We start from the raw sequence: 23,933 nt of genomic DNA, 5'->3' as shown, positions 1-23,933 counted from the left end.
TTCATCTTTACAAAAGTTAGCGCACTGCCATTTACTCCACCGCCATCAAGCGTCGGTACTCATCCCAGGCATACAAATCAGTCATACCGCTAATATAATCCTGTAACAGGCGCACGCGATAATAGTATTCCCAAATTTCCTCTTCCTGCTGATTTTTATCCAGTTGCGCCACGGCTTCGCTATAGGCAAGACGAAAGCGTGAAGAAAGTTTATGGAACAGCCGGGTTTCAATCGGGTATCCTTTCAAATAATCTCTCGCCGCCAGTTCACTGAACTCTTCACGCGTCAGCAGTAGTAACGGACGGTAGATATCTAACAAACCACGGATCACCCGGTAGCCCTGTAATTCCAGCTGCTCAACGTCAGGATGATTAAATACATGACGGAACGCGACTTTTTTGAAAATATTCAGCAGTTGGCTGTGAGGACTGCTATCTTCCAGCAGCGCTTGGTTAAAATCCCCGCGATAAACTGCAGGCAGATTATCAATAAAACGACTGGCGGCATAAGGCACCAGTTGCGCCACGGTATTAACGCGTAAATACATAAAGAACTGATCTTCACTATAGCAATGGGTCTGCTGGCTACGCGACTTATCCAGCGCGCTGGTGACCACGCTGGCAAACAGATCGTCCTGCTGATGGTGGGGCCAGATTTGAAAGAGATATTGATACAGCTGCTCAACGGTGAAAATATTTTTCTCCACCGCATCTTCCAGGTCCGCTACGCAATAAGAGATATCGTCAGCCGCTTCCATAATATAGGTCAGCGGGAAACGGCAGTGCGGCTGAAGGTCTAATTCTTCCCGGAGTTTAGCGATAAACTCTTCTTCAGCCAGATAGAATCCTGGCTTTTTCATTAAGTAATTGTGGCTGGCGGGGATTGGGCTGGTCTGCCACGCGGGCCGGGTGTATTTCAAAATACAGCCCACCTGCGCCCAGGTCAGATTCATTTTCATCAGCGTATGCACCACGCGGATCGCCTGGGCATTACCTTCGAAGTGCGCCAGATCCTGGCGAACCTTCGCGCGCAGTGGATCCAGTCCGTCATCCTGACGATGCAGTACCCGTGGAACACAGCGGTCTTCACGCCCGCTGTTCGGCAGCCAGCCAGCGTCCAGCTGCTGGCAGAACCAGTCGTTAATCGCCGATTCGCCAAAATGCCCGAATGGCGGGTTGCCGATATCGTGCATCAGGCAGGCCATCTCGACGATACTTTCGAACGGGGCGGTCAGCTGTGCCAGCCCCAGGCTTTCCAGCCGCCCCGCCTCCTGCAACCGCGTCAGCACTTCTTTGGCGATATAGCGCCCGACCTGCTGCACTTCCAGCGAATGGGTCAGACGGGTGCGCACCGCCGCATTGCGCTCCAGTGGAAAAACCTGGGTTTTTTGCTGCAGGCGACGAATGGCCGCTGAATTGATAATGCGGCCACGGTCGCTCTCAAAGATGCGCAAAATCTCATGCTCGTTTTTCGCTCCCCGGTCGGGCCGATAGCAACGCTGCCAGTTAATTTTGCTGCGAAAGTCGATCCCGGTCATCTCTGGTTCCCTCTGATTTAAGACGCAACGAAAGCCGCAGAGCAGATCTCTGTTCAGCAGCCATGATAGACTATGCGCCGAAATAAATGGCAAATTCCACTAATTCAGAGAGTATCCCTATGAAAGCAGGCATTATTGGTGCAATGGAACAGGAAGTGACGCTGCTACGTGACAAGATCGAAAATCGTCAAACTCTGACGCTGGCAGGCTGCGAAATTTACACCGGTACCTTGAATGGCGTAGAAGTTGCCCTGCTGAAATCGGGCATTGGTAAAGTCTCTGCGGCGCTGGGCACCACCCTGCTGCTGCAGTTGTGCAAGCCGGATGTGGTGATCAACACCGGTTCAGCGGGCGGGCTGGCGGCAACGCTGAAAGTGGGCGATATCGTCGTTTCAGACGAAGTACGCTATCACGATGCCGACGTTACCGCGTTTGGTTACGAAGCAGGCCAGATGGCGGGCTGCCCGGCGGCTTTCAAAGCCGACGAAAAGCTGATTACGGCGGCAGAGCAGTGTATCGAAGAACTGAATCTGCATGCGGTGCGCGGTCTGGTGGTCAGTGGTGATGCCTTTATCAACGGCGCGGCACCGCTGGCACGCATACGCAACACTTTCCCGCAGGCCATTGCGGTTGAAATGGAGGCGACCGCCATCGGTCATGTTTGCCACCAGTTTGCTACGCCATTTGTCGTGGTACGCGCCATCTCCGACGTGGCGGATCGGGAATCACATCTCAGCTTCGATGAGTTCCTGGCCGTGGCGGCGAAGCAGTCATCACTGATGGTCGAAACCCTGCTCACCCGCCTGACCGAGGGCTAATACCCTGCTCTGTGACAGCCGTGGCAACCCTTCCCGCCACGGCTGATAGCCCGCTGCTGGCTAACGCGCGCAAATGACCCACCATAAACCTGGATTAAAACTGGCTCCATCGCGGCGGAAAGCGTATGATGCGCGCTGCGCAAAAAATGAGCGGGCAGCTGTAATGGCCTGAACTGCCTGAAGCGTGCAAGCATCATCTTTAAAAGCGATTAAAGATTCACCAAAAATAGTCGTTAACTCAATGACCCGCGGCATTGTCGCTTATTGAAATACAAGGCTTCTGCCTTGTTTTGACTTAAAACACCAGGAAATACCCGCATGAAAACAGTTTATCTGGCTCTTGGGCTGATGATAACGGGTCATGCCTTTGCTGCAACCATCACCGGCAGCATAGGCGTGTCTTTAGTCATCTACTCAGAGTGCAGTATCGACGGCAAAAACCCGTCATCCCTTACCATTCCCTGTGCAAAACAAACTGAAACAAGGCCAAAAATCACCCAGAGCCTGCTAAAGCGCGATGCTAAAACCGGGCGGCAGGAGAACTTAGTCACCGTTGAGTGGTAAAAAAAGGCTTCCTGGTCGCTACGACCTGGAAGCCTTTTCTTAATAATCATTACGTTACGCTCAAACCATTCGGCAAAGATGCCGAATCGCTGACGCAAGCCAATCAGATACTGAATGAAGAGCCACACCCGCAGGTGGTTTTGGCATTCGGGTTAGTCACGATAAAACGTGAACCCTCCAGCCCTTCCGTATAATCCACCGATCCGCCCACCAGATACTGCAGGCTCATCGGATCTACCACCAGCGCCACGCCCGATTTCTCAATGGTCATATCACCTTCGTTGATCTTGTCGTCAAAGGTAAAACCGTACTGGAAGCCGCTGCAGCCGCCGCCGGTAATATACACGCGCAGCTTCAGGTCGGGGTTGTTCTCATCGGAAATCAGGTTTTTGACTTTACTGGCCGCAGCATCAGTAAATTGCAGGGGCAGGGCTACATCGTCAGTCATTGCAAACTCCAGTATTCGTACAGGCCGGGTGCCTGAAAGGTCATTATTCGACCATAATTGCGCCCATTATCTTATAGCCAGATACAGCAATCAAGCTTTGCCGCCCTGAGTGCGCATGCCTCACGGGATGATAGCACAGCATGATACTTCCTCAGTGGTGAAATAAGGGTGACCACATCTTGCCTGAAACACAGCGGCCTTTCGCCGGATGGCGAAGTTCCCTTAGAATAGACGCGTTTTTACCCTAATGATCAGGAGCGGTTCCATGAGTAAGTCTGAAAACCTGTACGCTCAGGCGCAGCAGTTAATCCCCGGCGGCGTCAACTCGCCGGTGCGAGCCTTTAACGGCGTGGGCGGCGTGCCGCTGTTTATCGAGCGTGCCAACGGGGCTTATCTGTATGACGCTGACGGTAAAGCCTATGTTGACTACGTCGGCTCCTGGGGGCCAATGGTGCTGGGCCATAACCATCCGGCCATTCGCCATGCGGTGATCGAAGCGGCCGAACGTGGTCTCAGCTTTGGCGCACCTACCGAGATGGAAGTCAAAATGGCCGCGCTGGTCACCGAGCTGGTGCCGACGATGGATATGGTACGCATGGTCAACTCCGGCACCGAAGCCACCATGAGCGCCATCCGCCTGGCGCGTGGCTTTACCCATCGCGACAAAATCATCAAGTTCGAGGGCTGTTATCACGGTCATGCCGACTGTCTGCTGGTGAAAGCCGGATCGGGCGCATTAACCCTCGGCCAGCCGAACTCACCGGGTGTACCGGCAGACTTCGCCAAACATACGCTGACCTGCACCTATAATGACCTCGCCTCGGTACGTGCCGCTTTTGAGCAATATCCGCAGGAGATCGCCTGCATTATCGTGGAGCCGGTGGCCGGCAATATGAACTGCGTACCGCCGCTGCCGGACTTCCTGCCGGGGCTGCGCGCGCTGTGCGATGAATTTGGCGCGCTGCTGATTATCGATGAAGTGATGACCGGCTTCCGCGTGGCGCTGGCGGGCGCTCAGGCTTATTACGGCGTCAGGCCGGATCTGACCTGCCTTGGCAAAATCATCGGTGGCGGTATGCCGGTGGGGGCATTTGGTGGTCGCCGCGAAGTGATGGAGGCGCTGGCTCCCGGCGGTCCGGTTTACCAGGCCGGAACGTTGTCGGGCAATCCGATTGCGATGGCAGCGGGCTTTGCCTGTCTGACCGAAGTCTCCCGGCCCGGTACGCATGCGACCCTGACCGAACTGACCAGCCAGCTGGCTGATGGCCTGCTGGCGGCAGCGAAAGCAGAAAGCATCCCGCTGGTGGTCAACCACGTCGGCGGCATGTTCGGACTGTTCTTCACCGATGCCGCCAGCGTGACCCGCTATGCTGACGTCACCCGCTGTGACGTAGAGCGCTTTAAGCGCTTCTTCCATCTGATGCTGGATGAGGGCGTTTATCTGGCACCGTCAGCGTTTGAAGCTGGATTTATGTCGCTGGCGCATAGCCCGGCGGATATTCAGCATACGGTCGATGCCGCCCGCCGCAGCTTCGCCAAACTGTAATCTCACGGGGCTGACGGCAACAGACCGTTTCGCCCCGCTACCTCACACCTTGCGTAGCAGATAGATAAAGTACGGAGCACCAATAAAGGTTGCCAGCAGCCCTGCCGGGATCTGATTCGGGAACGACAGCATGCGCCCGCACCAGTCCGCCGCCACCATCAGCCCGCCGCCCAATAATGCCGCCATCACCTGCTGCGGTAATGCGCGTCGGAAACCCAGCATCCGAGCCATATGGGGTGCCATCAGCCCGACAAAACTTAACGGACCGATAGTCAGGGTCGCCGCTGCCGTCAATCCTGCTGCCAGCAGGAGTAAGGCCAGACGTGACGGCGTCAGCGCCATCCCCACCGCGCGTGCGGTAACACCACCCAACGGCAAAATGGTCAGCCAGCGACGGCACAGCGGCACCACGGTTAGCAGCAGCAGGGCGATAACCAGCGTGCGCTGCGCCTGCAAAGCATCAATAGGGTAAGTAGAACCTGATATCCACGTCATTATGCCCCGCATGCGCGGATCGCCGCTGGCAAGTAGCAGCATGATCAGCGTGCTGAAAGCGGTACTGAGCGCCATTCCGGCCAGCAGCATGCGCTCGGGCGAGAAGCCGCCGCGCCCGGCGACGATAGAGATGATCAGCAACGTTAATCCCGCTCCCAGGCTACCGGCCGGCAGCAGCCAGCCAAAGGCATCTCCGGGGACGATAAACAGCATGATCACCACGCCAAATGCCGCACCGGAACTGATGCCCAGTACTTCCGGACTGGCCATCGGGTTGCCGGTCAGACGCTGCACCACGCAGCCCGCCACGCCCAGCATCATGCCGGTTGCCAGCGCCGCCACCAGACGAGGCCCGCGCCACGGCAGCAGCTGCTGCCACAGTTCGCCGCTGGCCCATATCCAGCCTTCGGTACTGCGACCAAAGCTCAGCCCCACCGCCAGCAGCAGCAGCAGGACGCCACCGCCCAGCAGCGCCCACCACAACACGCGCTGGCGCTCGGCTGGCACCTTATCGCCGAGATCCAGCGCCGGAGGCTGCGCCGCGCCTCGCAGACGCGGCAACAGCCACAGCAGCAGGGGCGCGCCGATAACGGCGGTCACCGTCCCGGTAGAAATTTCCCCGACGCGACCGGTCAGCCACAGCACCGATTGATCCGCCAGCCACAGCAGCAGCGCCCCGATCAGCGGCGCAACCACCAGACGGCTCGCCAGGCGGCGAAAACCGAGCAATTTCGCCAGCAGCGGTGAAAACAGGCCGATAAAACCGATAATCCCGGCGGCGTTGACCAGCGCAGCACTGAGCACAATCGCCAGCGCCAGCGTGGCAATACGTGCCAGAGAGAGAGCCAGCCCGAGGTTTTTTGCCACGCCGTCATCCAGCCCCATCAGGATCATCGGGCGCAGTAACAGCAGCGTCAGTAACAGCCCGCACAGCAGATACGGCCAGAGAAACGCCACGTTGCTCCAGTCCATCTGATTCAGCGAGCCGGTACTCCAGAGAAACATATTCTGCAGCTGGTCATGATTAAAGATGGCAACGATCTGATTGACCGCACCGCAGTACAATGACACCACCAGCCCGGCCAGGATCAGCGTGATCGGCGACAGGCGTTTTCCCCAGGCCACGCCAAACACAATCACCCCGACCAGCACCGCGCCGATCGGCGCCGCCAGCGGCTGCGGCACCACATTTGCGGCGGCTCCCCACAGGGTAACCACCGTCAGCCCCAGCTGAGCGCCGCTGGCAACGCCGAGGGTAGCCGGTTCGGCCAGCGGATTGCGCAATACCTGCTGGAACAGCAGTCCTGCCAGCCCCAGCCCCGCGCCGACTAACAGCGACAGCGCCAGACGCGGCAGCAGGCTGTAGTGAAACAGCATCTGATCGATGTGGTTGAGATCGGGAGAACTGAGCGCATTGAGCCACAGTTTAACGGGCAGATGTTGTTGCAGGTTAAGCAGGGTCAACGCCAGCGCCGCAGCAAACAGCAGCGGCAGCAGTATCAGCGACAGACGAGACGGACGCATTATTTATCCCCCAGCACACGGTCAAGACAATGGATAAACTGCATTGCCGACAGCGTGGCACCATAAAACCAGACGCGCGGCACCTGGCGGAAACGCTGCTCGCGCACGAAAGGCATCGACTGCCACAGCGCGCTGGCGGTGACCTGCTGCATCAGATTATCGTTACCATGTTCGAAGCAGATAACCTCAACATCACGCATCGTTGCCAGCCTTTCAATGCCGACGACCGCACTTCCCCAAAACGTTTTCTCACCCTTCCAGGCATTTTCCAGGCCGAGGTGGTCCATCACTTCCTGGAACAGGCCGTTAGCGGTAAACACGATGGCGTGACGCGCATCCAGTATCGACATCAGCAGTAAAGGACGATGGGAACGGCCAGCCAGCCGCGCTTTCACCTGCTGCATCAGCGCATCCAGCTGCGCCAGGTGCGCCTGTGCCTGCGCCATGCGGTCAATACGATTTGCCAGCGCCATCAGCGCATGGCGTGCACCGGTCAACGGTTTACCGCTACCGTCGTTAAAGGCAAACCCCATGCCCGGCGCAATACGCTGAAAACGCGCGGGATCGGGGCCGTATCCCTGCGAGAAAAGGATCAGTGATGGCTGCATCTGGGTAATCAGTTCCAGATTTGGCTCGGTACGCAGCCCGACATCCACCACCGACGGCGGCAGCTCGGGCTTACCGACCCACAGGCGGTAGTTATGCAATTCCGCTGCCCCCAGCGGCGTAACGCCCAGTGCCATCAGCAGTTCGAGCGGCAGCCACTCCAGCGCGATTATGCGCGGTGCGCTGGCAGCATGTGCAACGCCGGGAAGCCTTGCCAGCAGCGGAGAAAAAGCCAGAGCCGTTAACAGACGGCGACGCGGTAAATCCGGCATCACGATATCAATCCTTAGTAAACAAAACTGACCGGTGCACCGCCCTGCGGGTGCGGTAAAATCCCCATCGGGATGCCATAAATCTGTTCAAGCACCGTCGCCTGCATCATCTCTGCGGGATCGCCCTGAGCAATCACTTCCCCGGCACGCAGCGCGACAAGGCTGTCGCAATAGCGTGCGGCCATATTAATATCGTGCAGCACGGCAATCACCGTCAGGCCGCGTTCGCGGCTGAGACGCTGGATCAGCGCCAGCACCTCAACCTGGTGAGCGATATCAAGCGCCGAGGTCGGCTCATCCAGCAGCAGGCAGCGGCTGTTCTGCGCCACCAGCATGGCAATCCATGCACGCTGTCGCTCCCCGCCAGACAGACTGTCCACCAGCCGCTGCGCGAAAGCTTTTAGCCCGACCAGCGCGATAGCCTCATCAACCCGCTGCCGATCTTCTGCGCCATAGCGGCCGAGCGCACCGTGCCACGGATAGCGGCCAATCGCCACCAGCTCGCGCACCGTCATCCCTTCGGCGGCGGGCAACTGCTGCGGCAAATAGGCCACTTCACGGGCAAACTCCTTGCTGTGCCATGCGCCCAGCGGCTGCTGATTAAGCAACACCTGCCCCGCCGTGGCGCTATGATGGCGACCCAGCATTTTCAGCAGGGTCGATTTCCCGGAGCCGTTATGGCCGATCAGGCCACAGACTTTTCCAGCGGGAAAGGACAGCGACAGGGGATGTAACAGGGTTCTGCCCGGAACGCTGAAGCTGACGTTATCCAGGGTAAAGGAGGTTTCGTTTGCGTGCGGTTGATACATGGTTTTCTTCTGCCAGGCGGGCGCGGCGAACCGCACCCGGTTTGAGAGTTAGAAACGGAAGGTCGCCGTGCCAACGATTTGGCGCTCGGCACCCCAGTAGCAGGCGTGTTCGCGATAGCAGCTGGCGACATATTCACGATCGAACAGGTTGTTGACGTTAACGCCAATGGAAGAGCCGGGCAAGCCAAAACGGGCAAGATCGTATTTCACCGCCGCATCGACCAGCGTATATCCGGCAACGTCAAAGTTCTGATCCTGATTATCACCGTTAGCAGCAATGTGGCGATACAGCCCTTTGCTCGCGCCGACATAGCGTAACCCCGTGCCCAGCGTCAGGCCAGACAGCGCCGTCTGATTAAAGGTGTAATCTCCCCACAGTGATGCCATATGCTTCGGCACCTGCACCGGGGTTTTACCGCGCAGATAGTTATCCTCGGTATATTCTGCATCAGTATAGCTGTAAGACGCAGTTAAATTGACGTTGGCATTGACTGCGGCTTTGGCTTCAAATTCAAAGCCGCGAGAGCGGATTTCGCCCCCCTGCACGCTGAACAGCGGCGCGGACGGATCGCCCATCAGGTTATTGTTTTTGGTCAGCTGATAAACCGCAGCGGTGATAACAACCGGTCGATCTTTCGGCACAAACTTCACGCCAGTTTCATACTGCTTCGCGCGTGATGGCTGGAACGTATCGCCAGTAAGGGTTGTTCCGCTATTAGGGATAAAGGATTCGCTGTAGCTGAAATACGGGGCAATCCCGTTATCAAACACATAGTTCAGACCGCCGCGCCAGGTGAAAGCCTGATCGTGGGTCTTCGTCTCGCTAGCGTTACGGTTAAACGCTGACATCATCAGATAGTCATAGCGGCCACCCAGCGTCAGCACCCAGCGATCCCATTCCATCTGATCCTGCGCATACAGGCCCGTCTGCTGCTGTTTATTCAGGTACTGATAAGGGCTGTAAAGCGCGGTTGGCTGGTCGTTACCATACTGCGGATTCAGGGCATCCAGCGGTGCCCCTGCGCCAAAAATGGCGTCAATATCGTTGCGCGAACGCTGATAATCCACGCCGGCCAGCAATATGTGATCCAACTGCCCGGTGGCAAATTTAGCCTCGGCCTGGGTATCCACGGCAAACTGATTCAGCTGCTCCTGAGAATGCGCATAGCCACGATTGATGGTGTTATTCGCGGTGTTCAGGCCATCACCATAGATGCTGAGATAATCAGTCCGCAACTCGGAGTAACGCAGATTCTGGCGTACCGCCCAGGTATCGTTAAAGGCATGCTCAAAGCTATAACCCACCATCTTAGTATTACGCGAGATTTTATTGCTGGCTTCGCCTTCATCAAAATCGGTCGGCAGCTTGTGCTGATTGCCGTTTGCATCGGTGATTGGCACCACGGTGCCCTCGCGCGGTAGCCAGCCGTAGTAGCCGGTCTCCAGCTCATTCTGGAAATAGCTAAGGAAGGTAAAACGGGTCTTTTCATCCGGCTGCCAGCTAAAGGAAGGCGCACTGGTATAACGCTTCTCTTTGTTCATCTGCTGCTGGGCGTCTGCGCTGCGTGCCAGACCGGTCAGACGGTAAGAGAACTCGCCGCTATCGTCCAGCGCGCCAGCGAAATCAAACCCGGTCGAATAGAGATTATCGCTGCCCATCTTGAACTGTACTTCGCGCAGGGTTTCCGTCGTCGGGCGCTTGCTGACCATCGCCAGCACGCCGCCGGGGTTACTTTTGCCATACAGCACCGATACCGGGCCGCGCAGCAGCTCTGCACGCTCCAGGAAATACGGATCGATGGCGAATTCAGAGTAGTTATCAGCCTGTAGCTTCAGGCCATTCAGATACTGATTGGTATTGGTTTCGCTGAAGCCACGGATCGACAGAGCGTCAATCACGTTAGATGCCCCACGGTTTCCCACCATCACCCCAGGCGTATAACCCAACGCCTCTTTCACCGACGCTGGCTGATGAATATCCATCTCCTGTCGCGTCACCACTGATACCGACTGCGGATTTTTCTCAATCGGCGTATCGGTTTTGGTGCCGGTGGCACTGCGTTTAGCGGCAATGGTGGCTGACGGCCCCCAGGCACTTTCCGCAGACTCGCTGCTGGCATTAGCATCTAGGGTGATGGTTTGCTCAGCGGCAAAGGCCGAACCGCTGGTCAGAGACAGAGCAATCAGCACCGAAAGCTGGCATCTGGCCGTATTAATAGATGAAAAAGGTGAAGATATTGTGCGCGTACTGGCCATGATCTTTCTCTGGTAAAAAATTATTGAATGGGAAACGAAACGATAATTATTCTTATAACGCCCGGATAATATGCGAAACGAAGCGCGTTCCGCAAGGAAAAAACCGTGGCTGGCGTGACCTGCTGGCACATGGTGTGCTGGCAGGATCAGGCGCATTTTCAGCCCCTCCTTTTGAGGTTAATAGCGGCGATGAACAAACCGCAGCGGCGCGTTATCGTCGGCTACCGCNCGAAGGGGGGAGAACGCGATACGCCACAGGTCAGTATTGCGGGCAAGTGGCTGGCGGAGGCGGGATTTGCGGTGGGAACCGGCGTCAGCCTGACGGTGCTGGACGGCTGTCTGCTGCNGATCCCCGACAGCCGCGAGGAGANGCGGCTGCGGGCAATGGAGCAGCAGCTGAAGGCNCAGCAGCAGGAGCTGGAACAGACTAAGCAGCGNATGATCGCCATGCTGGCNTAAAGGGCGGCTGAAGGTAAAAGCCGGAAGGATCTTNGGGGGATCGCTTCCGGCTAAGTCATGTTATATATTGAAGAACCATTCAATGAAGTCGTTAAAATTATCCCACTGAGGATTAATATTACCAGCTTGAAAATCCTCCAGTTCTTTACCTAAACTTAATTCTATAACTTGACCGGTTTTTTTATTATAAAAAAAACCTTTCTCCCCTTCAAAACTATCGAGAGGGATATATTCATCTTGTAAACCCAACACATCATGACTTCTTTTTAAATCCAGATCATAATTTGAGTTCAATATAAACCAAGCAAGTTGGTATATTTCTTTTTGCCGACTATAAAAAGTCGGCCCATCTTCTGCATGAGCATAAAACTCATATATATCTGAGGATTGAATCAAACCCAGATTATCGAGGGCATTTTTATAATCTTCAGATACATCATCGAACCACCACCCTTGATTTTCAAGGTATTCTTTTATCGATTGAGATAACATATTAACCTCTACAGTTAGTTTTTAATCTTCGGCTATGTAGTTCACTTTCGCCGCGCTGTCGCCAATAACTATCACGATCGCCATTAAAACTATCTCTGTTGACGGGATTTATTGGATGCGGATTAGGTAAGTACGGATGTAATGCATTCGTCCCATAGTATTTCTGATGAGTAGCTGCTGAAAGTTCAAACAATGATCCTAATCCATCTTGCTTCGAGTGATGTAGATTTATCTGGGAGTACTTTCCATTTTTAACCACAAATGGACTTTTACCATCTAACGCTAAATCCAGATTTGTTTTAACTCCACTTCGTGTGTTGACAGGTAAATCCCAATCGATTTTTTGCTGGTAAACAGTATGTGTACTACCGGACGGAGCATTGAATACCGATGGTATAAAGAAATTGCTCAGCCCCAGCGGATCCACCCACCCATACGGATTCGGNGCATAAGCATACAGGTTCAGTCCGCCACGGATAGAAATTGGATCCTGGGTCGTGAATCTTCCTACATCAGGCTCGTAAAAACGGAACAGATTATAGTGCAGTCCGCTCTCGTTGTCCTGGTACTGCCCGGCGTAGCGCAGCGGCTGATCGTAGACCGGCCCCGTGCGCTGTGCCGCCCCGGCGACCGTCTGGCCCAGCAGTTTGCCGAAGGTGTCGTANTGTCCCGACCAGCGCAGATTGCCCTCTGCGTCGGTGACCTCCAGCGGCGCGCTGTTGAGGTCGGCGTTCAGCCAGTAAATATCGGCCTGCTCAGCGTCACCCGCCTGTTCGATGGCCGCCAGCGGCGTCCACGGGCTGGCCGGGTCGTAGCTCCAGGTGCGGCGCGTGCCGTTGCCGCGCTGCTCCTGCAGCAGCCGGTAGCCCTGCCACAGGAAGCGCGTGGTCTGCGGCGCTTTGCCCGCGAAGGTGACCTCCTTGCGGCTGCGCCTGCCCAGCGCGTCATAGTGATACCGCGCGCTGAATTCGCCCTGCGGACCGAAGCCGCGCGCGNGTATCAGGCGGTTGTCGGCGTCGTAGGTGTAATGCTGTTCGTTGACGCCGTGGCGGCGGCTGACCAGATTGCCCCAGACGTCGTAGCGGTAGAACAGCCGCTGCCAGTGCGGCAGGCGGTTGCTGCTCAGCGGCGGCGGCGGCGGCTGTNCCGGGTCGTCGTGCGGGCTTTGCCCGCCCAGCAGGTTATCGGCGGCGTCATACAGCAGCCGGTTGCCAACCCTGCCGGACTTCAGCTCGCGGTGCTGCAACAGNCGGCCTTCGGCGTCGTAGCCGTAGTGCACCTCGCCGCGCAGCGCATCGCTGANGCCCGCCAGCTCGCCGCGCCCGGTATAGCGGAANGCCCGCCACAGAATACCGTCCTCCGGCCGGGTTATCTTCCCGTCACTGAAGGCGCTGCTCTGCCAGCTGCGCCTGCCCAGCGCATCGTAGCGCCGCTGCTGGTGCAGCGCGCCCTGGCTGCGCCCGGTTTCGCGGTGCAGGCGGTCACGGGTAAATTCACTGACCCGCTGCCGGTTGAACTTCAGCGCGCTGACGTGGCCGGAGCCGTAGTGCAGCCACTGCAGGCTGTCGCCCTGCGGCAGCGTCAGCGCCTGCAGGTTAGNCAGCGCGTCCCACTGGTAGTGCAGCCCGCCGTTCACGCCGCGCTCGCACAGCAGGTTGCCCGCCCGGTCGTACTGCAGCTCAATGCGGTCCGCTTCAATCCCCGCCTCCGCCCCGGCGGCGGTGGGGGTACGCGTGAGCNGGCTCAGCCTGCCGGCGGCATCGTAGTGATACTGCCATTCGGCGCTGTCGTTGCCGCGCCATGCCGGGCGACCCGCCCCGTCAAAGCGGAAGCGGTGCAGGCGGTGCGCGGGCGGCGCAAGGCTGTTCTGCGGGCCGGTTTCCCGGTGTTCGGCCAGCTGGCCGTCCGGGCCGTAGCGGTACAGGTGGTCGGTGTTGTCCGGACGCCGTTCGGCGGTGATGCGCCCGGCGGCATCGTGGCTGAANTGATACTCGCCGCCGTTGCCGTTCTCCAGCCGCGTCAGCCAGCCGCGCGGGTTGTAGTGCCAGTTTCGCGTGCGGTTGATGCGGTCGGTGATGCTGACCGGCTGGCCCAGCAGGTTGTAGCGCCAGTGCGTCTCGCTGCCGGGCGGNTCCTGATGCCGCACCAGCTGCCCGCGTTCGTTCCAGGTGAAATGCTCTTCGCTGCCGTCCGCGTGGTGCAGGGTGTGCAGGCGACCGGCGGCATCCCGGCGGTAGCGGGTCACACTGCCTTCCGCATCGGTACGGTCGGTGAGCTGGCCGAAAACGTCATAGCCATAGGCGGTGACGCTGCCGGAACAGTCGGTATGGCGCGTCAGCAGCCCCCGGCCGTTCCACTCAAGCTGCACCACGCCGCCGGAGGCNTCGGTGATGCGCGCCGGCAGGCTCTCTTCTTCGTCCGGGTAGTGGTAAAGCGTGGTGTTTTCTGCCGCGTCAGTCTGTTTAATCAGGCGCCCCTGGCGGTCCCATGACCGGCTCTCGCGGCTGCCGTCGGGGTGGGTGACACAGACCAGCCGGTCGCTGTTACGCTGGTACTGGTAAAGGGTTTTGCGCCCGGTCGGGTCGGTTTCGCTCAGCAGTCGCCCGTAGCGGTCCCACTCGCTCTGACGCTGGCCGCCGTCCGGCAGCAGCACGCTGCACAGCTCGCCGCGGGCGTAGACAAACGCCAGCCGGCGGCCGTCAAAGTCGGTGAACTGCGCCACGCTGTCGTCGTCGTCCAGCTGCCACCACGCCTGCATGCCGTCGTCGCGCACCGCCCGGCGCGTGCCGCCGCTAAAGTCGTAGTGCAGCGCCAGCTCTTCCCCGGCGCTGTGCCGCCAGCCGGTGACGCGCGGCAGGCCGTCAATCTCCTGCCACAGATATTCGTTCAGCAGCCCGTTGGCGTCCTGGTGGCTGGCCATCAGCCCGTCGCGCCAGCTGAAGCGGCGCGTCACCTCGCCGGCGCGGTTGCGCACGGTGACAAGCTGCCCCTCGTCGTCATAATCGTAGCTGACCAGCGTGCNCTCCCCGTCCGGGGTGTGCAGCAGCACCGCGCTCAGGCGGTCATGCCCGGCGGCGCGGGTCAGATAGCGGCAGCTCAGGCGCTGACCGGCGCTGTCCACCAGTTCGCTCAGCCGTCCCTGCTCATCGTAAAACAGCGAGGTGGCGTTNCCGCCGGCGTCCGTCAGCATGTGCAGCCGGGCGGGATGCTTACCCTCGGGCGGCGGATAGTGCCAGACCTGTTCACTGACGTCGGACACCTGCCAGCTGCCGTCGGCATTGTGCATCAGCCAGCATTTTTCCGCTTCGCACCAGCTTTTGCGGCCGCGTGGCACCATCGGGAACGGGACAAAGTCACCGGACGGCGCGCGCCACACCAGGCCGTCATCATAATGCTGCAGGCGGCTTTCCCAGAACAGGCTCCAGCCGCGCCCCAGCACGCTTTCCGCCGGGTTGCCGCTGCGCCAGTAGCGCTGCCATTCGACCGGCAGACGTGAGGGCAGCACGAAGTCCAGCTCGTCGTCGCCGGAGAGAAANTTCTGCCCGCTGATGATATCCACCGGGCGGGCGATGATGCCCGCTGCGGCGCTGGCGGTCATCAGGGTGCCGAAGCGGCAGGCCACCTGCGCAAGCTTACTGATGCCGGGCAGCCTGCTCAGCAGTTTACCCAGCCTGCCAGCCTTACCGGCCGCGCCGCCGGCACCGCCGAGCAGCCCGGTAAACAGCAGCGTCAGGTCAGAGGCCTTGNAGGCCCACTCCGGCACTTCGGGTTTTATCGCCAGCGTGGTGGCGGTGCCGCCGCCGATGTGCACGNTGGGCGAGCCGGCCATCACCGTGGCACCGCAGTTGGTTTTGTCGCCGACGCGGGAAGCGGGCTGGCCGTTGATAAACACCCGGTCGGAGCCTTGCGCCATCTGCATCGACGGCCCGTCCTTATCGCAGCCCGCCTGGCTGACCGTGGCGATGGCCGCCGGTTTGCCGTTGATAAACACGTCCGGCGAGCCGGTCAGTATCTGCCCCGAAGCGGACAGGCTGGCTGCCCCGGCGGCGGCCATGCCGTCGCGCGCCGCCGTGGCCGCCTCCCCGGTGAGATAACCCACCGCCAGGCTGGCACCCATCAGCAGCACGCCAACGCCGAGACAGGCCGAGGCCAGCCCGGCGACAAACAGCGCACCGGCGGCCACGGCACCGGCGGCGGCAATCAGCCCGCCGACAATCGTACCGCCGATCATCCCGGCCAGCGCGGAGGAATGGCCGGTGGCATCGCCAACGCGTGCGGCTTCACTCATGATAAATTCCTTTTATTCCTGGCGGATATCCACAGGCTGACGGTAGCTTGCCAGCACCTGTTGCAACAGGGCTTCATCCTGCGGCGACGGCTTACGCGGCTGCGCCAGGGTAAACACCAGTACGCGCCCTTCCGCCAGCGCAAANACCGCCTGGCGCTGCCAGATTCGCTGGCCGTCGCGCAGATAGCTGGCCGACACGCTTTCGCCGGGCAGCTGTTCCCCGCCCAGCGTCGCCGGTTCGCGCCCCTTCAGCACCCAGCCTTTCAGGCTGGCGGACAGGGTGGCAAGCTGGCGGGTGATGTAGTCCGCCACGGCTTCACCGGGCTGCAGCGTGTCGCGCGAGATATTGAGGGAGGGGGACGCATCGTCGCCGGCCAGCAGCACGTTNACGGTGCGGTCGCTGTAGCCTTCCGGCAGCGTCACGCTGCCTTCCGTGAAGGTACAACGGGAAAAATCGGGCATGGCCTGCATCCTTTTGATTAACCGGGTTTAAGCATCGCATAAGTCAAAAAAAAATTAAATCCTTCAATCGATAACGTGTTTGCCCCACAGCAGCCAAAAAGGATGACCGCCTGTTAAAAATAAAGTGAAAAAGCCGGTTATCCGGCTTTTTCACTGAGCGGCGTGCGAGCGGCTACTGACCAAACATATCTTTGATCCAGCCAGCGACCCCGTTAGCATCTTTCTGCTGGTTCTGCTGGTCCTGCTGCTGCGGTGGCTGATCCTGCTGTTGCAACATATGTTGCTGCTGCTGCTGTTGCTGCTGGCAGAGCGCACTGGCATCCGTGGTCCACACCGGCAGACGACGCCAGCTGCTACTGGCGCTGTCGCAGACGAAGTTACCGGCAGAGTCGACGTTCATCGGCGCAATATCTTCCGGCGGGTTCAGTATCAGCGGCAGCGGGGCCTGGTTTTCCAGGTAGCGACGGTAAAGCTGCATCGCCCCGGTGCCACCGTACAGTTTGGTCGGCTGGTTATTGTCGCGGCCAATCCAGGTAATCGTCACCTCTTTGCCGTCGATACCGGCGAACCAGCTGTCCACCAGGTTGTTGGTCGTCCCGGTTTTCCCCGCCAGGGTCGCTTTAGGGTATTTTGCTCCCAGCGCGCGCGCCGTACCGTGGTCAACCACCTGCTGCATGCTGTACAGCGTCAGATAAGCCGCCTGGGCCGGCACCGCGCGTTCCGCCTGCGGGAAGCTTTGATACAGCACGCTGCCATCTTCGGCAATCACCGAGCGCAGTGCCGACAGCGGCGCACGGCTGCCGCCGCTGGCGATGGTCTGAAACGCCTGAGCCACCTCAATCGGAGTCAGGTTCAGCGCCCCCAGCAGCATCGCCGGAACCGGCTGCAGCTGATCTTTCGGCGCGCCCAGACGGGTCCAGGTATCCACTACCTGCGGCAGCCCCAGCGTCATGCCGAGGTTGACCGTCGGCACGTTCATTGAGTTGGTCAGGGCATCCACCAGCATCACCTGGCCGCTGAAGCGGCGGTCATCGTTCTGCGGCTTCCACACCTGGCCATTTGGCTGTTTCAGCGCCAGCGGATTGTCGGCAATCCAGGTGTTGAGGCGATAAGCATCCGGCTGGCTCAGGGCGGTGAGATAGGTAGCCGGTTTCGCCAGTGAGCCGATTGAACGCCGCGCCTGTAGCGCACGGTTATAACCGGCAAACTGCGGATCGGCACCGCCGACCATAGCGCGCACTTCGCCGCTGAAGCGATCGACCACCACCATTGCGGTTTCCAGATCGTTCAGGCCGCGCTGTTTACGCAGCGCCGGGATGCCCTCTTCCACCGATTTTTCGGCGGCATCCTGCGATACCGGATCGAGCGTGGTGAAGATTTTCACCCCGGACAGATCCTTCACTTTATCGCCAAGGCTGGCCTGCAGCTCGTTACGCACCATCTGCATAAAGGCGGGCTGCGGGGTGATCACGCCACCTTTCGGCTGCACGCCCAGCGGGCGCGCACTGAGCATCGCGTACAGCTCTTCGTCAATCACCTTCTGCTGTTGCAGCAGGCGCAGCACCAGGTTACGGCGTTCCAGCGCCAGCTTCGGGTTACGCCACGGGTTGTAGAGCGATGCGCCTTTCACCATACCGACCAGCAGCGCCTGCTGGTCAAGGCTCAGCTCATCGACCGGACGGCCAAAGTAGTACAGGCTGGCCAGCGGGAAGCCACGGATCTGATCGCTGCCCGCCTGGCCGAGATACACCTCGTTCAGATAGAGCTCAAGAATGCGATCTTTGCCGTAGCGCGCGTCCATGATCAGCGCCATATAGGCTTCGTTGGCTTTACGCCACAGCGAGCGTTCGTTGGTCAGGAACAGGTTTTTCACCAGCTGCTGGGTCAGGGTACTTCCCCCCTGCACGGCGCGTCCGGCGGTGATATTGGCGAGGAAGGCGCGGCCAATCGAATAGAAGCTGATACCGTCGTGCTGATAGAAGTGGCGGTCTTCGGTTGCCACCAGCGTGTCCACCAGCAGATCCGGGAAACCGGCACGCGGCACAAACAGGCGCTGCTCGCCGTTCGGCGATTGCAGCATGGTGATCAGGCGTGGATCGAGACGGAAGAAGCCAAAATCACGGCCACTTTCGAGGTTTTTGATCTCGCTCAGGCGATCGTTGCTGAAACTAAGGCGTGCGTGTATTTGTCCCTCTTTACTGTCAGGGAAATCAAACGGACGGCGGATCATCTCAATGCTGTTGGCCTGCACGGTAAATTCACCGGGGCGCGTCATGCGCGTCACTTGGCGATACTGTGTGCCCTCCAGCAGCGCGATCGTCTCTTTTTTGTTATAGGACATGCCCGGCTCAAGACTGACCATGCGCCCATACACCGTGGCCGGCAGCTGCCAGACTTTACCGTCGATACGGCTGCGGATCTGGCCGTCAAGCCAGAAGCCATAGGCCGCCATCGCCATAACGAAAATCAGAAAAAGTTTAATGAACAGGCCTAACCAGCCTCTTTTTTTACGCGCCGGGCGTGCTTTTGCTTTACGTGGCACCGGGGTTATCTCCTCGTCATCCAGGTCATCATCCCGATCGTCATAATCATCATACTGCGGTTCCCTGCGGCGACCTCGCCCCGCTTTGTTACGCGGTGGCTGGGGCTGCTTTCCTTTGCGCCCGATAGGTTCGCGATCGTCAGACATGTGTTTCATTTCTCCAGGGGCTGGCGTCGGCCGGGCCGACTACTCTCTTCTCACAACGGCCTTTGCGGAAGCAGAACCTTCTGAATCATCAGGCTGCTGCGTGATATCCGTCAGAGTTGCGCAAGTTTACGGCGTGGAAAACTTTTTCACCCGCCGTGTGGGTAAGGTATTGGCCGGGTCATCAGGCCACAGATGCTTAGGATAGCGCCCTTTCATCTCTTTCTGTACTTCGCGCCAGGCACCGGCCCAGAATCCGGCCAGATCGCGCGTTATCTGCAGCGGGCGCTGCGCCGGGGACAACAGCTCCAGCACCAGCGCCACGCGCCCCTGTGCGATGCACGGATTTTGCGCCTCACCGTACATCTCCTGCAGGCGTACCGCCAGCGTCGGGGGCTTATCCTGATAATAGTGGATCGGCAAGCGGCTTCCGGTCGGCACAGTGTAATGAGTTGGCAGCGCACTATCCAGCTGCTGACGCTGCGCCCATGTCAGTAATGATAATAATGCGCTGGCGATATCCACCTGGCGCAGCCCTTTTGCATCACGCACGCCACGCATCACCGGCAGCAGCCACTGTTCCAGCGAAGCCAGCAGCGCGCTCTCGTCGGCGGCTGGCCAGTCGCCCTCTGGCAGCCACTGCGCGGCACACAGCAGCCGCAGCCGCAGCTGTTCGGCCTGCGGCGTCCAGTTAAGCACCGATAATCCTCTCTGCCTTACCCAGCGCAGTATCGCCGCGTGCAGCTCGTCTTCGTCAGGTTTCGCCAGCGGCTGTGACCTCAGTACCAGCTGGCCAATTTGCTCACGTCGCCAGGCGCGCAGCGTGCCTTTTTCCTCGTCCCACTCCACCTCGGTTTGCTGCTGTACCAGCGCAGGGCACTGGCGGATCAGCAGGTCGATATCCAACGGCAGCGCTTGCAAAATGCGCGCATCCGGCTGGGCATTGCCCTGTAACAGAGCGGGCGCAATCAGCCATTCATAACGTGTCAGGCCATCTTCGCGATCAAGCACAGCACCGCTGCCGTTAGCCAACTGATAGCGCCCTTCCGCGCCGCGCCGCCGGGCGATGCGGTCAGGAAAGGCAGCGGCCAACAGCGCGGGCAGATGTTCTTCATCCGCCCTGCCGCCGCTGATATTCAGGCGCTGACGAAGCTGGTGCGCACGCCGCTGCCACTGCGGCAATTGGCGCTGGAAACCGTCACGCAAGTCGACCGATCCCCGCACCGGATCCTCCAACATTGCCACCAGCTGCGCCGCCGTGGCGACCGCGTCCGCATTATCTCCGGCGGCAATCAGCAGGGCGGCATAACGCGGCTCGCTGCCGATCGCCGCCATGTTGCGCCCGCTGGCCGTCAGCCTGCCGTCGCTGTCGGTTGCCCCCAGCTGTAAAAGCAGCCGTTGGGCGGCGGCAATGGCGGCTGGCGGCGGCACATCCAGCCAGTTTAGCTGGCTGACATCGTGGCAGCCCCACTGCAACAGATCCAGCCACAGCGCCGAGAGATCGCTGTTAAGTATTTCAGGTTCGCTATGCGCCGCCGCACGCTCCGCCTGTTCTTGCGCCAGCAGGTGCAGGCAGATGCCCGGCTCCAGTCGCCCGGCGCGCCCCGCGCGCTGGGTCATTGAGGCCTGGCTGACGCGCTGGGTTTGCAGGCGGGTGAGTCCGCTGCGCACGTCAAACTGCGCGCTGCGCTCCAGCGCACTGTCCACTACCAGACGGATGCCCTCAATGGTCAGGCTGGTTTCAGCAATGTTGGTTGCCAGCACTACTTTACGCCTCCCCGCCGGAGACGGCAGGATAGCCCGGCGCTGTTCCGCCAGCGACAGCGCGCCATACAGCGGGCAGAGATCGACATCGCTGGCGATCGGTCCGGCCAGCTGGGCCTGCACGCGCTGAATTTCCGCCACGCCGGGCAGAAACAGCAGCAGCGATCCCGGCTCTTCGCGCAGTAGCTGGCTGGTCTGACGAGCCACCGCTTCTTCAAAACGCAGACTGCCGTTCAACGGCAGATAACGGCGTTCAACCGGCCAGCTGCGCCCGGCCGAGGCGATCAGCGGGGCATTGGGCAACCAGGCGCTTAAGCGCGAATTATCCAGCGTCGCCGACATAATCAGCACGCGCAGATCGTCGCGCAGCGCGGTCTGCACGTCGAGCAGCAGGCTCAGCGCCAGGTCGCCCTGCAGGCTGCGCTCGTGGAATTCGTCGAGGATAACCAGTGACACCCCTTCCAGCATCGGGTCCCGCTGCAGCATGCGCGTCAGTATCCCTTCCGTCACCACCTCCAGCCGGGTATTGGCTCCGCTACGGCTTTCGCCGCGCATGCGATAGCCAATGATGCCCCCCGGCTCTTCGCCCAGCTGTTCCGCCAGCCGCTGGGCGACATTGCGCGCCGCCAGCCTGCGCGGTTCCAGCAGCAGAATACGCCCCTTAAAACCGGCCAGTTGCAGGATTTGTAATGGTAGCCAGGTCGATTTACCCGCCCCGGTCGGGGCCGCCAGCAGGATCTGGGGTGAAGATTGCAGCGCGGTTAACAGCTCGGGTAATACGGCGCTGACCGGTAATGAACTCACGTTTTGGCTCCATAACGACATGGTCTTAATCTGCTGCGCATTGTAGCATTGGCGCGTTTGATTTACCGGAGGAGCGGATGGGCGAAGTAAAACGGCTGTTTTTTGGTCTGCAACTGCCGGATGCGTGTAAACAGAGCATTATCCGCTGGCGTGCAGAAACCTTCCCGGCGGAAGCCGGACGCCCGGTGGCGGCCGGTGCGCTACATTTAACGCTGGCATTCCTTGGTGAAGTCAGTGATGAAAAAGCACGGGCGCTGATGCAGCTGGCCGGGCGCATTCAGCAGCCCTCTTTTTCCCTGACGCTGGATGATGCCGGACACTGGCCACGATCCGGCGTGGTCTGGCTGGGGCCGCGCCAGGCGCCGCGCGGGCTGCTGCAGCTGGCACAGTTATTACGCTCACAGGCAGCGCGCAGCGGCTGTGCGCAAACTGCGCAGCCGTTTCATCCCCATGTCACCTTACTGCGCCACGCTACCCAGCCGCTGGCGCTGCCGGCGCGCAACTTCCGCTGGTCGCTGGCCGTAGAGCGTTTTGTGCTGTTTCAGTCGCAGTTCGCCGCCGGGCGTACCCGCTATAAAGAAGTTGCCGCATGGCCACTATTTTAAGGAATGCTTATGGATTTTAGCCCCGCTCTCCGCCCGGCGCGGCTGGTGCAACGCTACAAACGCTTTCTGGCGGACGTGATAACTCCCGAGGGAGAAGCGCTGACCATTCATTGCGCCAACACCGGGGCGATGACCGGATGCGCCACGCCGGGCGATACCGTCTGGTACTCCACTTCGGCCAGCCTGACGCGCAAATATCCGCACAGCTGGGAGCTGACCGAGACGCAAGAGGGCCACTGGATTTGCGTCAATACCCTGCGCGCCAACGCATTGGTACGTGAAGCACTGAACGCCGGGCAGATAGCGGAGCTGGCAGGTTACCAGACGCTGCAGCCTGAAGTGAAATACGGCAGCGAAAACAGCCGGATTGACTTTCTCTTACGGGCAGACAGTCGCCGCAACTGCTATATTGAAGTCAAATCGGTCACGCTGTTGCAGCAGGGTCAGGGCTATTTCCCGGATGCGGTCACCACGCGTGGACAAAAGCATCTGCGCGAACTCAGTCATATCGCCCAGTCAGGCCAGCGAGCGGTGCTGTTTTTCGCCGTGCTGCATTCGGGTATTAACGACGTTTTACCGGCGCATCATATTGACGCGCATTACGCCGAATTGCTGGAACAGGCGCGGCAAAGCGGTGTCGAAGTTGTGTGCTATAAAGCGCAGTTATCCCCGCTGGGGCTAAAGCTGCGGGGCAGCCTGAAAGGGGAGTTGTAAAATGCAGCGCGATTTGCTTTTATACGGCGCTTCTGACTCTGCCGTTTACCGACTGCTTACAACTAAAGGGTGTAGCGGTGGTTTGCAGGTGGACAGCAAGTCGCCAGATACGCTTTTCCTCACATGCCTGTCAAGACACGTTCAGGAATAATTGCTAACCTTGTCCGCTTCTGTTATTTATAGCGGCCTGTTTTTTTCCCCCTAGTGGGATCGATACCCGAGTATTTCGGCGTGCAGCAAAGGGCTTACGCCCCTGCCCCCTGAATAATGAAGGGTGTATAGTGCGTGTTATCCAGGAGACACAACATGCAAGAAGGGCAAAACCGTAAAACATCGTCACTGAGTATTCTCGCCATCGCTGGGGTGGAGCCGTATCAAGAGAAGCCTGGCGAAGAGTATATGAATGAGGCCCAGCTGGAGCACTTCAAGAAAATTCTTGAAGCGTGGCGTAATCAGCTTCGGGATGAAGTCGATCGTACGGTCACACATATGCAGGACGAAGCGGCTAACTTCCCGGATCCGGTCGACCGTGCCGCCCAGGAAGAAGAGTTCAGTCTTGAACTGCGTAACCGCGACCGCGAACGCAAGCTGATTAAGAAGATTGAAAAAACCCTGAAAAAGGTTGAAGACGACGATTTTGGCTACTGTGAATCCTGTGGCGTTGAAATTGGTATCCGTCGTCTTGAAGCGCGTCCTACCGCCGATCTGTGCATCGACTGTAAAACGCTGGCGGAAATCCGCGAAAAACAGATGGCCGGCTAACGGCCTGTAGATTGTGCAGTGA

Annotated in this window: 18 protein-coding genes; 7 read left to right on the top strand and 11 right to left on the bottom strand. The window is 59.2% G+C overall.

Annotated features, from left to right (window positions below; genetic code table 11):
* Window positions 1-31: 31 nt before the first annotated feature.
* Window positions 32-1,537: a dGTPase gene (gene dgt / locus EPYR_RS04425; protein ID WP_012667216.1), complete on the bottom strand. Its 1,506-nt coding sequence runs from the start codon at window positions 1,535-1,537 to the stop codon at window positions 32-34.
* Between the two features lie 119 nt (window positions 1,538-1,656).
* Between dgt and mtnN the strand changes: the two genes are divergently transcribed.
* Both mtnN and EPYR_RS04410 read left to right on the top strand, forming a co-directional pair.
* The gene (mtnN, locus tag EPYR_RS04420; RefSeq protein WP_012667215.1) at window positions 1,657-2,355 is read left to right on the top strand and encodes a 5'-methylthioadenosine/S-adenosylhomocysteine nucleosidase; all 699 of its coding nucleotides are present in this window, start codon (window positions 1,657-1,659) and stop codon (window positions 2,353-2,355) included.
* A gap of 318 nt (window positions 2,356-2,673) precedes the next feature.
* The gene (locus EPYR_RS04410) at window positions 2,674-2,919 is read left to right on the top strand and encodes a hypothetical protein (RefSeq protein ID WP_012667213.1); all 246 of its coding nucleotides are present in this window, start codon (window positions 2,674-2,676) and stop codon (window positions 2,917-2,919) included.
* Window positions 2,920-3,022: 103 nt separating this feature from the next.
* Here EPYR_RS04410 and erpA read toward each other — a convergent pair whose 3' ends face one another.
* Window positions 3,023-3,367: an iron-sulfur cluster insertion protein ErpA gene (gene erpA, locus EPYR_RS04405; RefSeq protein ID WP_004159503.1), complete on the bottom strand. Its 345-nt coding sequence runs from the start codon at window positions 3,365-3,367 to the stop codon at window positions 3,023-3,025.
* Window positions 3,368-3,632: 265 nt separating this feature from the next.
* Here erpA and hemL point away from each other — a divergent pair, with 265 nt between their 5' ends.
* Complete coding sequence (gene hemL / locus EPYR_RS04400; protein WP_012667212.1) at window positions 3,633-4,913, top strand: glutamate-1-semialdehyde 2,1-aminomutase; 1,281 nt, start codon at window positions 3,633-3,635, stop codon at window positions 4,911-4,913.
* Window positions 4,914-4,955: 42 nt separating this feature from the next.
* Here hemL and fhuB read toward each other — a convergent pair whose 3' ends face one another.
* Genes fhuB through fhuA form a run of 4 tightly spaced genes read right to left on the bottom strand, consistent with a single transcriptional unit; the run spans window position 4,956 to window position 10,875 of the window.
* A complete protein-coding gene (fhuB, locus tag EPYR_RS04395; protein WP_012667211.1) occupies window positions 4,956-6,932 on the bottom strand; it encodes a Fe(3+)-hydroxamate ABC transporter permease FhuB in 1,977 nt (658 codons plus the stop codon).
* Window positions 6,932-7,810: a Fe(3+)-hydroxamate ABC transporter substrate-binding protein FhuD gene (gene fhuD, locus EPYR_RS04390; RefSeq protein WP_012667210.1), complete on the bottom strand. Its 879-nt coding sequence runs from the start codon at window positions 7,808-7,810 to the stop codon at window positions 6,932-6,934. Before fhuD ends, fhuB begins: the two co-directional genes overlap by 1 nt.
* A 14-nt stretch (window positions 7,811-7,824) precedes the next feature.
* Window positions 7,825-8,619, bottom strand: coding sequence for a Fe3+-hydroxamate ABC transporter ATP-binding protein FhuC (gene fhuC / locus EPYR_RS04385; RefSeq protein ID WP_012667209.1), 795 nt, complete (start codon window positions 8,617-8,619; stop codon window positions 7,825-7,827).
* Between the two features lie 48 nt (window positions 8,620-8,667).
* The gene (fhuA, locus tag EPYR_RS04380) at window positions 8,668-10,875 is read right to left on the bottom strand and encodes a ferrichrome porin FhuA (RefSeq protein ID WP_012667208.1); all 2,208 of its coding nucleotides are present in this window, start codon (window positions 10,873-10,875) and stop codon (window positions 8,668-8,670) included.
* Window positions 10,876-11,064: 189 nt separating this feature from the next.
* Here fhuA and EPYR_RS04375 point away from each other — a divergent pair, with 189 nt between their 5' ends.
* Window positions 11,065-11,334: a SymE family type I addiction module toxin gene (locus EPYR_RS04375; protein ID WP_041474165.1), complete on the top strand. Its 270-nt coding sequence runs from the start codon at window positions 11,065-11,067 to the stop codon at window positions 11,332-11,334.
* A 60-nt stretch (window positions 11,335-11,394) separates the two neighbouring features.
* Here EPYR_RS04375 and EPYR_RS04370 read toward each other — a convergent pair whose 3' ends face one another.
* From EPYR_RS04370 to hrpB, 5 genes are all read right to left on the bottom strand, one after another.
* The gene (locus tag EPYR_RS04370; RefSeq protein WP_012667206.1) at window positions 11,395-11,826 is read right to left on the bottom strand and encodes a hypothetical protein; all 432 of its coding nucleotides are present in this window, start codon (window positions 11,824-11,826) and stop codon (window positions 11,395-11,397) included.
* 1 nt (window position 11,827) lies between these two features.
* Window positions 11,828-16,114, bottom strand: coding sequence for an RHS repeat-associated core domain-containing protein (locus EPYR_RS04365; RefSeq protein WP_014538629.1), 4,287 nt, complete (start codon window positions 16,112-16,114; stop codon window positions 11,828-11,830).
* 12 nt (window positions 16,115-16,126) lie between these two features.
* On the bottom strand, window positions 16,127-16,576 hold the full coding sequence (locus tag EPYR_RS04360) for a DcrB-related protein (RefSeq protein WP_012667204.1): 450 nt from the start codon (window positions 16,574-16,576) through the stop codon (window positions 16,127-16,129).
* Window positions 16,577-16,748: 172 nt separating this feature from the next.
* The gene (mrcB, locus tag EPYR_RS04355; protein ID WP_012667203.1) at window positions 16,749-19,265 is read right to left on the bottom strand and encodes a bifunctional glycosyl transferase/transpeptidase; all 2,517 of its coding nucleotides are present in this window, start codon (window positions 19,263-19,265) and stop codon (window positions 16,749-16,751) included.
* A gap of 126 nt (window positions 19,266-19,391) precedes the next feature.
* The gene (hrpB, locus tag EPYR_RS04350; RefSeq protein ID WP_014538628.1) at window positions 19,392-21,830 is read right to left on the bottom strand and encodes an ATP-dependent helicase HrpB; all 2,439 of its coding nucleotides are present in this window, start codon (window positions 21,828-21,830) and stop codon (window positions 19,392-19,394) included.
* Between the two features lie 77 nt (window positions 21,831-21,907).
* On the opposite strand from hrpB, the gene thpR reads away from it, so the two are divergent.
* The 3 genes from thpR (at window position 21,908) to dksA (ending at window position 23,911) form a co-directional block, all read left to right on the top strand.
* A complete protein-coding gene (gene thpR, locus EPYR_RS04345) occupies window positions 21,908-22,435 on the top strand; it encodes an RNA 2',3'-cyclic phosphodiesterase (protein ID WP_012667201.1) in 528 nt (175 codons plus the stop codon).
* Between the two features lie 9 nt (window positions 22,436-22,444).
* A complete protein-coding gene (sfsA, locus tag EPYR_RS04340; RefSeq protein ID WP_012667200.1) occupies window positions 22,445-23,149 on the top strand; it encodes a DNA/RNA nuclease SfsA in 705 nt (234 codons plus the stop codon).
* Window positions 23,150-23,455: 306 nt separating this feature from the next.
* Complete coding sequence (dksA, locus tag EPYR_RS04335; RefSeq protein WP_012667199.1) at window positions 23,456-23,911, top strand: RNA polymerase-binding protein DksA; 456 nt, start codon at window positions 23,456-23,458, stop codon at window positions 23,909-23,911.
* Window positions 23,912-23,933 lie beyond the last annotated feature (22 nt).

Source organism: Erwinia pyrifoliae DSM 12163 (assembly GCF_000026985.1).
GTDB lineage: Bacteria > Pseudomonadota > Gammaproteobacteria > Enterobacterales > Enterobacteriaceae > Erwinia > Erwinia pyrifoliae.
Note: the sequence above shows the minus strand (reverse complement) of the source record. Positions and strands in the feature narration are given on the sequence as shown.

Coding starts and splice junctions, on each gene's coding strand:
- dgt (WP_012667216.1), bottom strand. CDS start 1,537: ATGACCGGGATCGACTTTCGCAGCAAAATTAACTGGCAGCGTTGCTAT.
- mtnN (WP_012667215.1), top strand. CDS start 1,657: ATGAAAGCAGGCATTATTGGTGCAATGGAACAGGAAGTGACGCTGCTA.
- EPYR_RS04410 (WP_012667213.1), top strand. CDS start 2,674: ATGAAAACAGTTTATCTGGCTCTTGGGCTGATGATAACGGGTCATGCC.
- erpA (WP_004159503.1), bottom strand. CDS start 3,367: ATGACTGACGATGTAGCCCTGCCCCTGCAATTTACTGATGCTGCGGCC.
- hemL (WP_012667212.1), top strand. CDS start 3,633: ATGAGTAAGTCTGAAAACCTGTACGCTCAGGCGCAGCAGTTAATCCCC.
- fhuB (WP_012667211.1), bottom strand. CDS start 6,932: ATGCGTCCGTCTCGTCTGTCGCTGATACTGCTGCCGCTGCTGTTTGCT.
- fhuD (WP_012667210.1), bottom strand. CDS start 7,810: ATGCCGGATTTACCGCGTCGCCGTCTGTTAACGGCTCTGGCTTTTTCT.
- fhuC (WP_012667209.1), bottom strand. CDS start 8,619: ATGTATCAACCGCACGCAAACGAAACCTCCTTTACCCTGGATAACGTC.
- fhuA (WP_012667208.1), bottom strand. CDS start 10,875: ATGGCCAGTACGCGCACAATATCTTCACCTTTTTCATCTATTAATACG.
- EPYR_RS04370 (WP_012667206.1), bottom strand. CDS start 11,826: ATGTTATCTCAATCGATAAAAGAATACCTTGAAAATCAAGGGTGGTGG.
- mrcB (WP_012667203.1), bottom strand. CDS start 19,265: ATGTCTGACGATCGCGAACCTATCGGGCGCAAAGGAAAGCAGCCCCAG.
- thpR (WP_012667201.1), top strand. CDS start 21,908: ATGGGCGAAGTAAAACGGCTGTTTTTTGGTCTGCAACTGCCGGATGCG.
- sfsA (WP_012667200.1), top strand. CDS start 22,445: ATGGATTTTAGCCCCGCTCTCCGCCCGGCGCGGCTGGTGCAACGCTAC.
- dksA (WP_012667199.1), top strand. CDS start 23,456: ATGCAAGAAGGGCAAAACCGTAAAACATCGTCACTGAGTATTCTCGCC.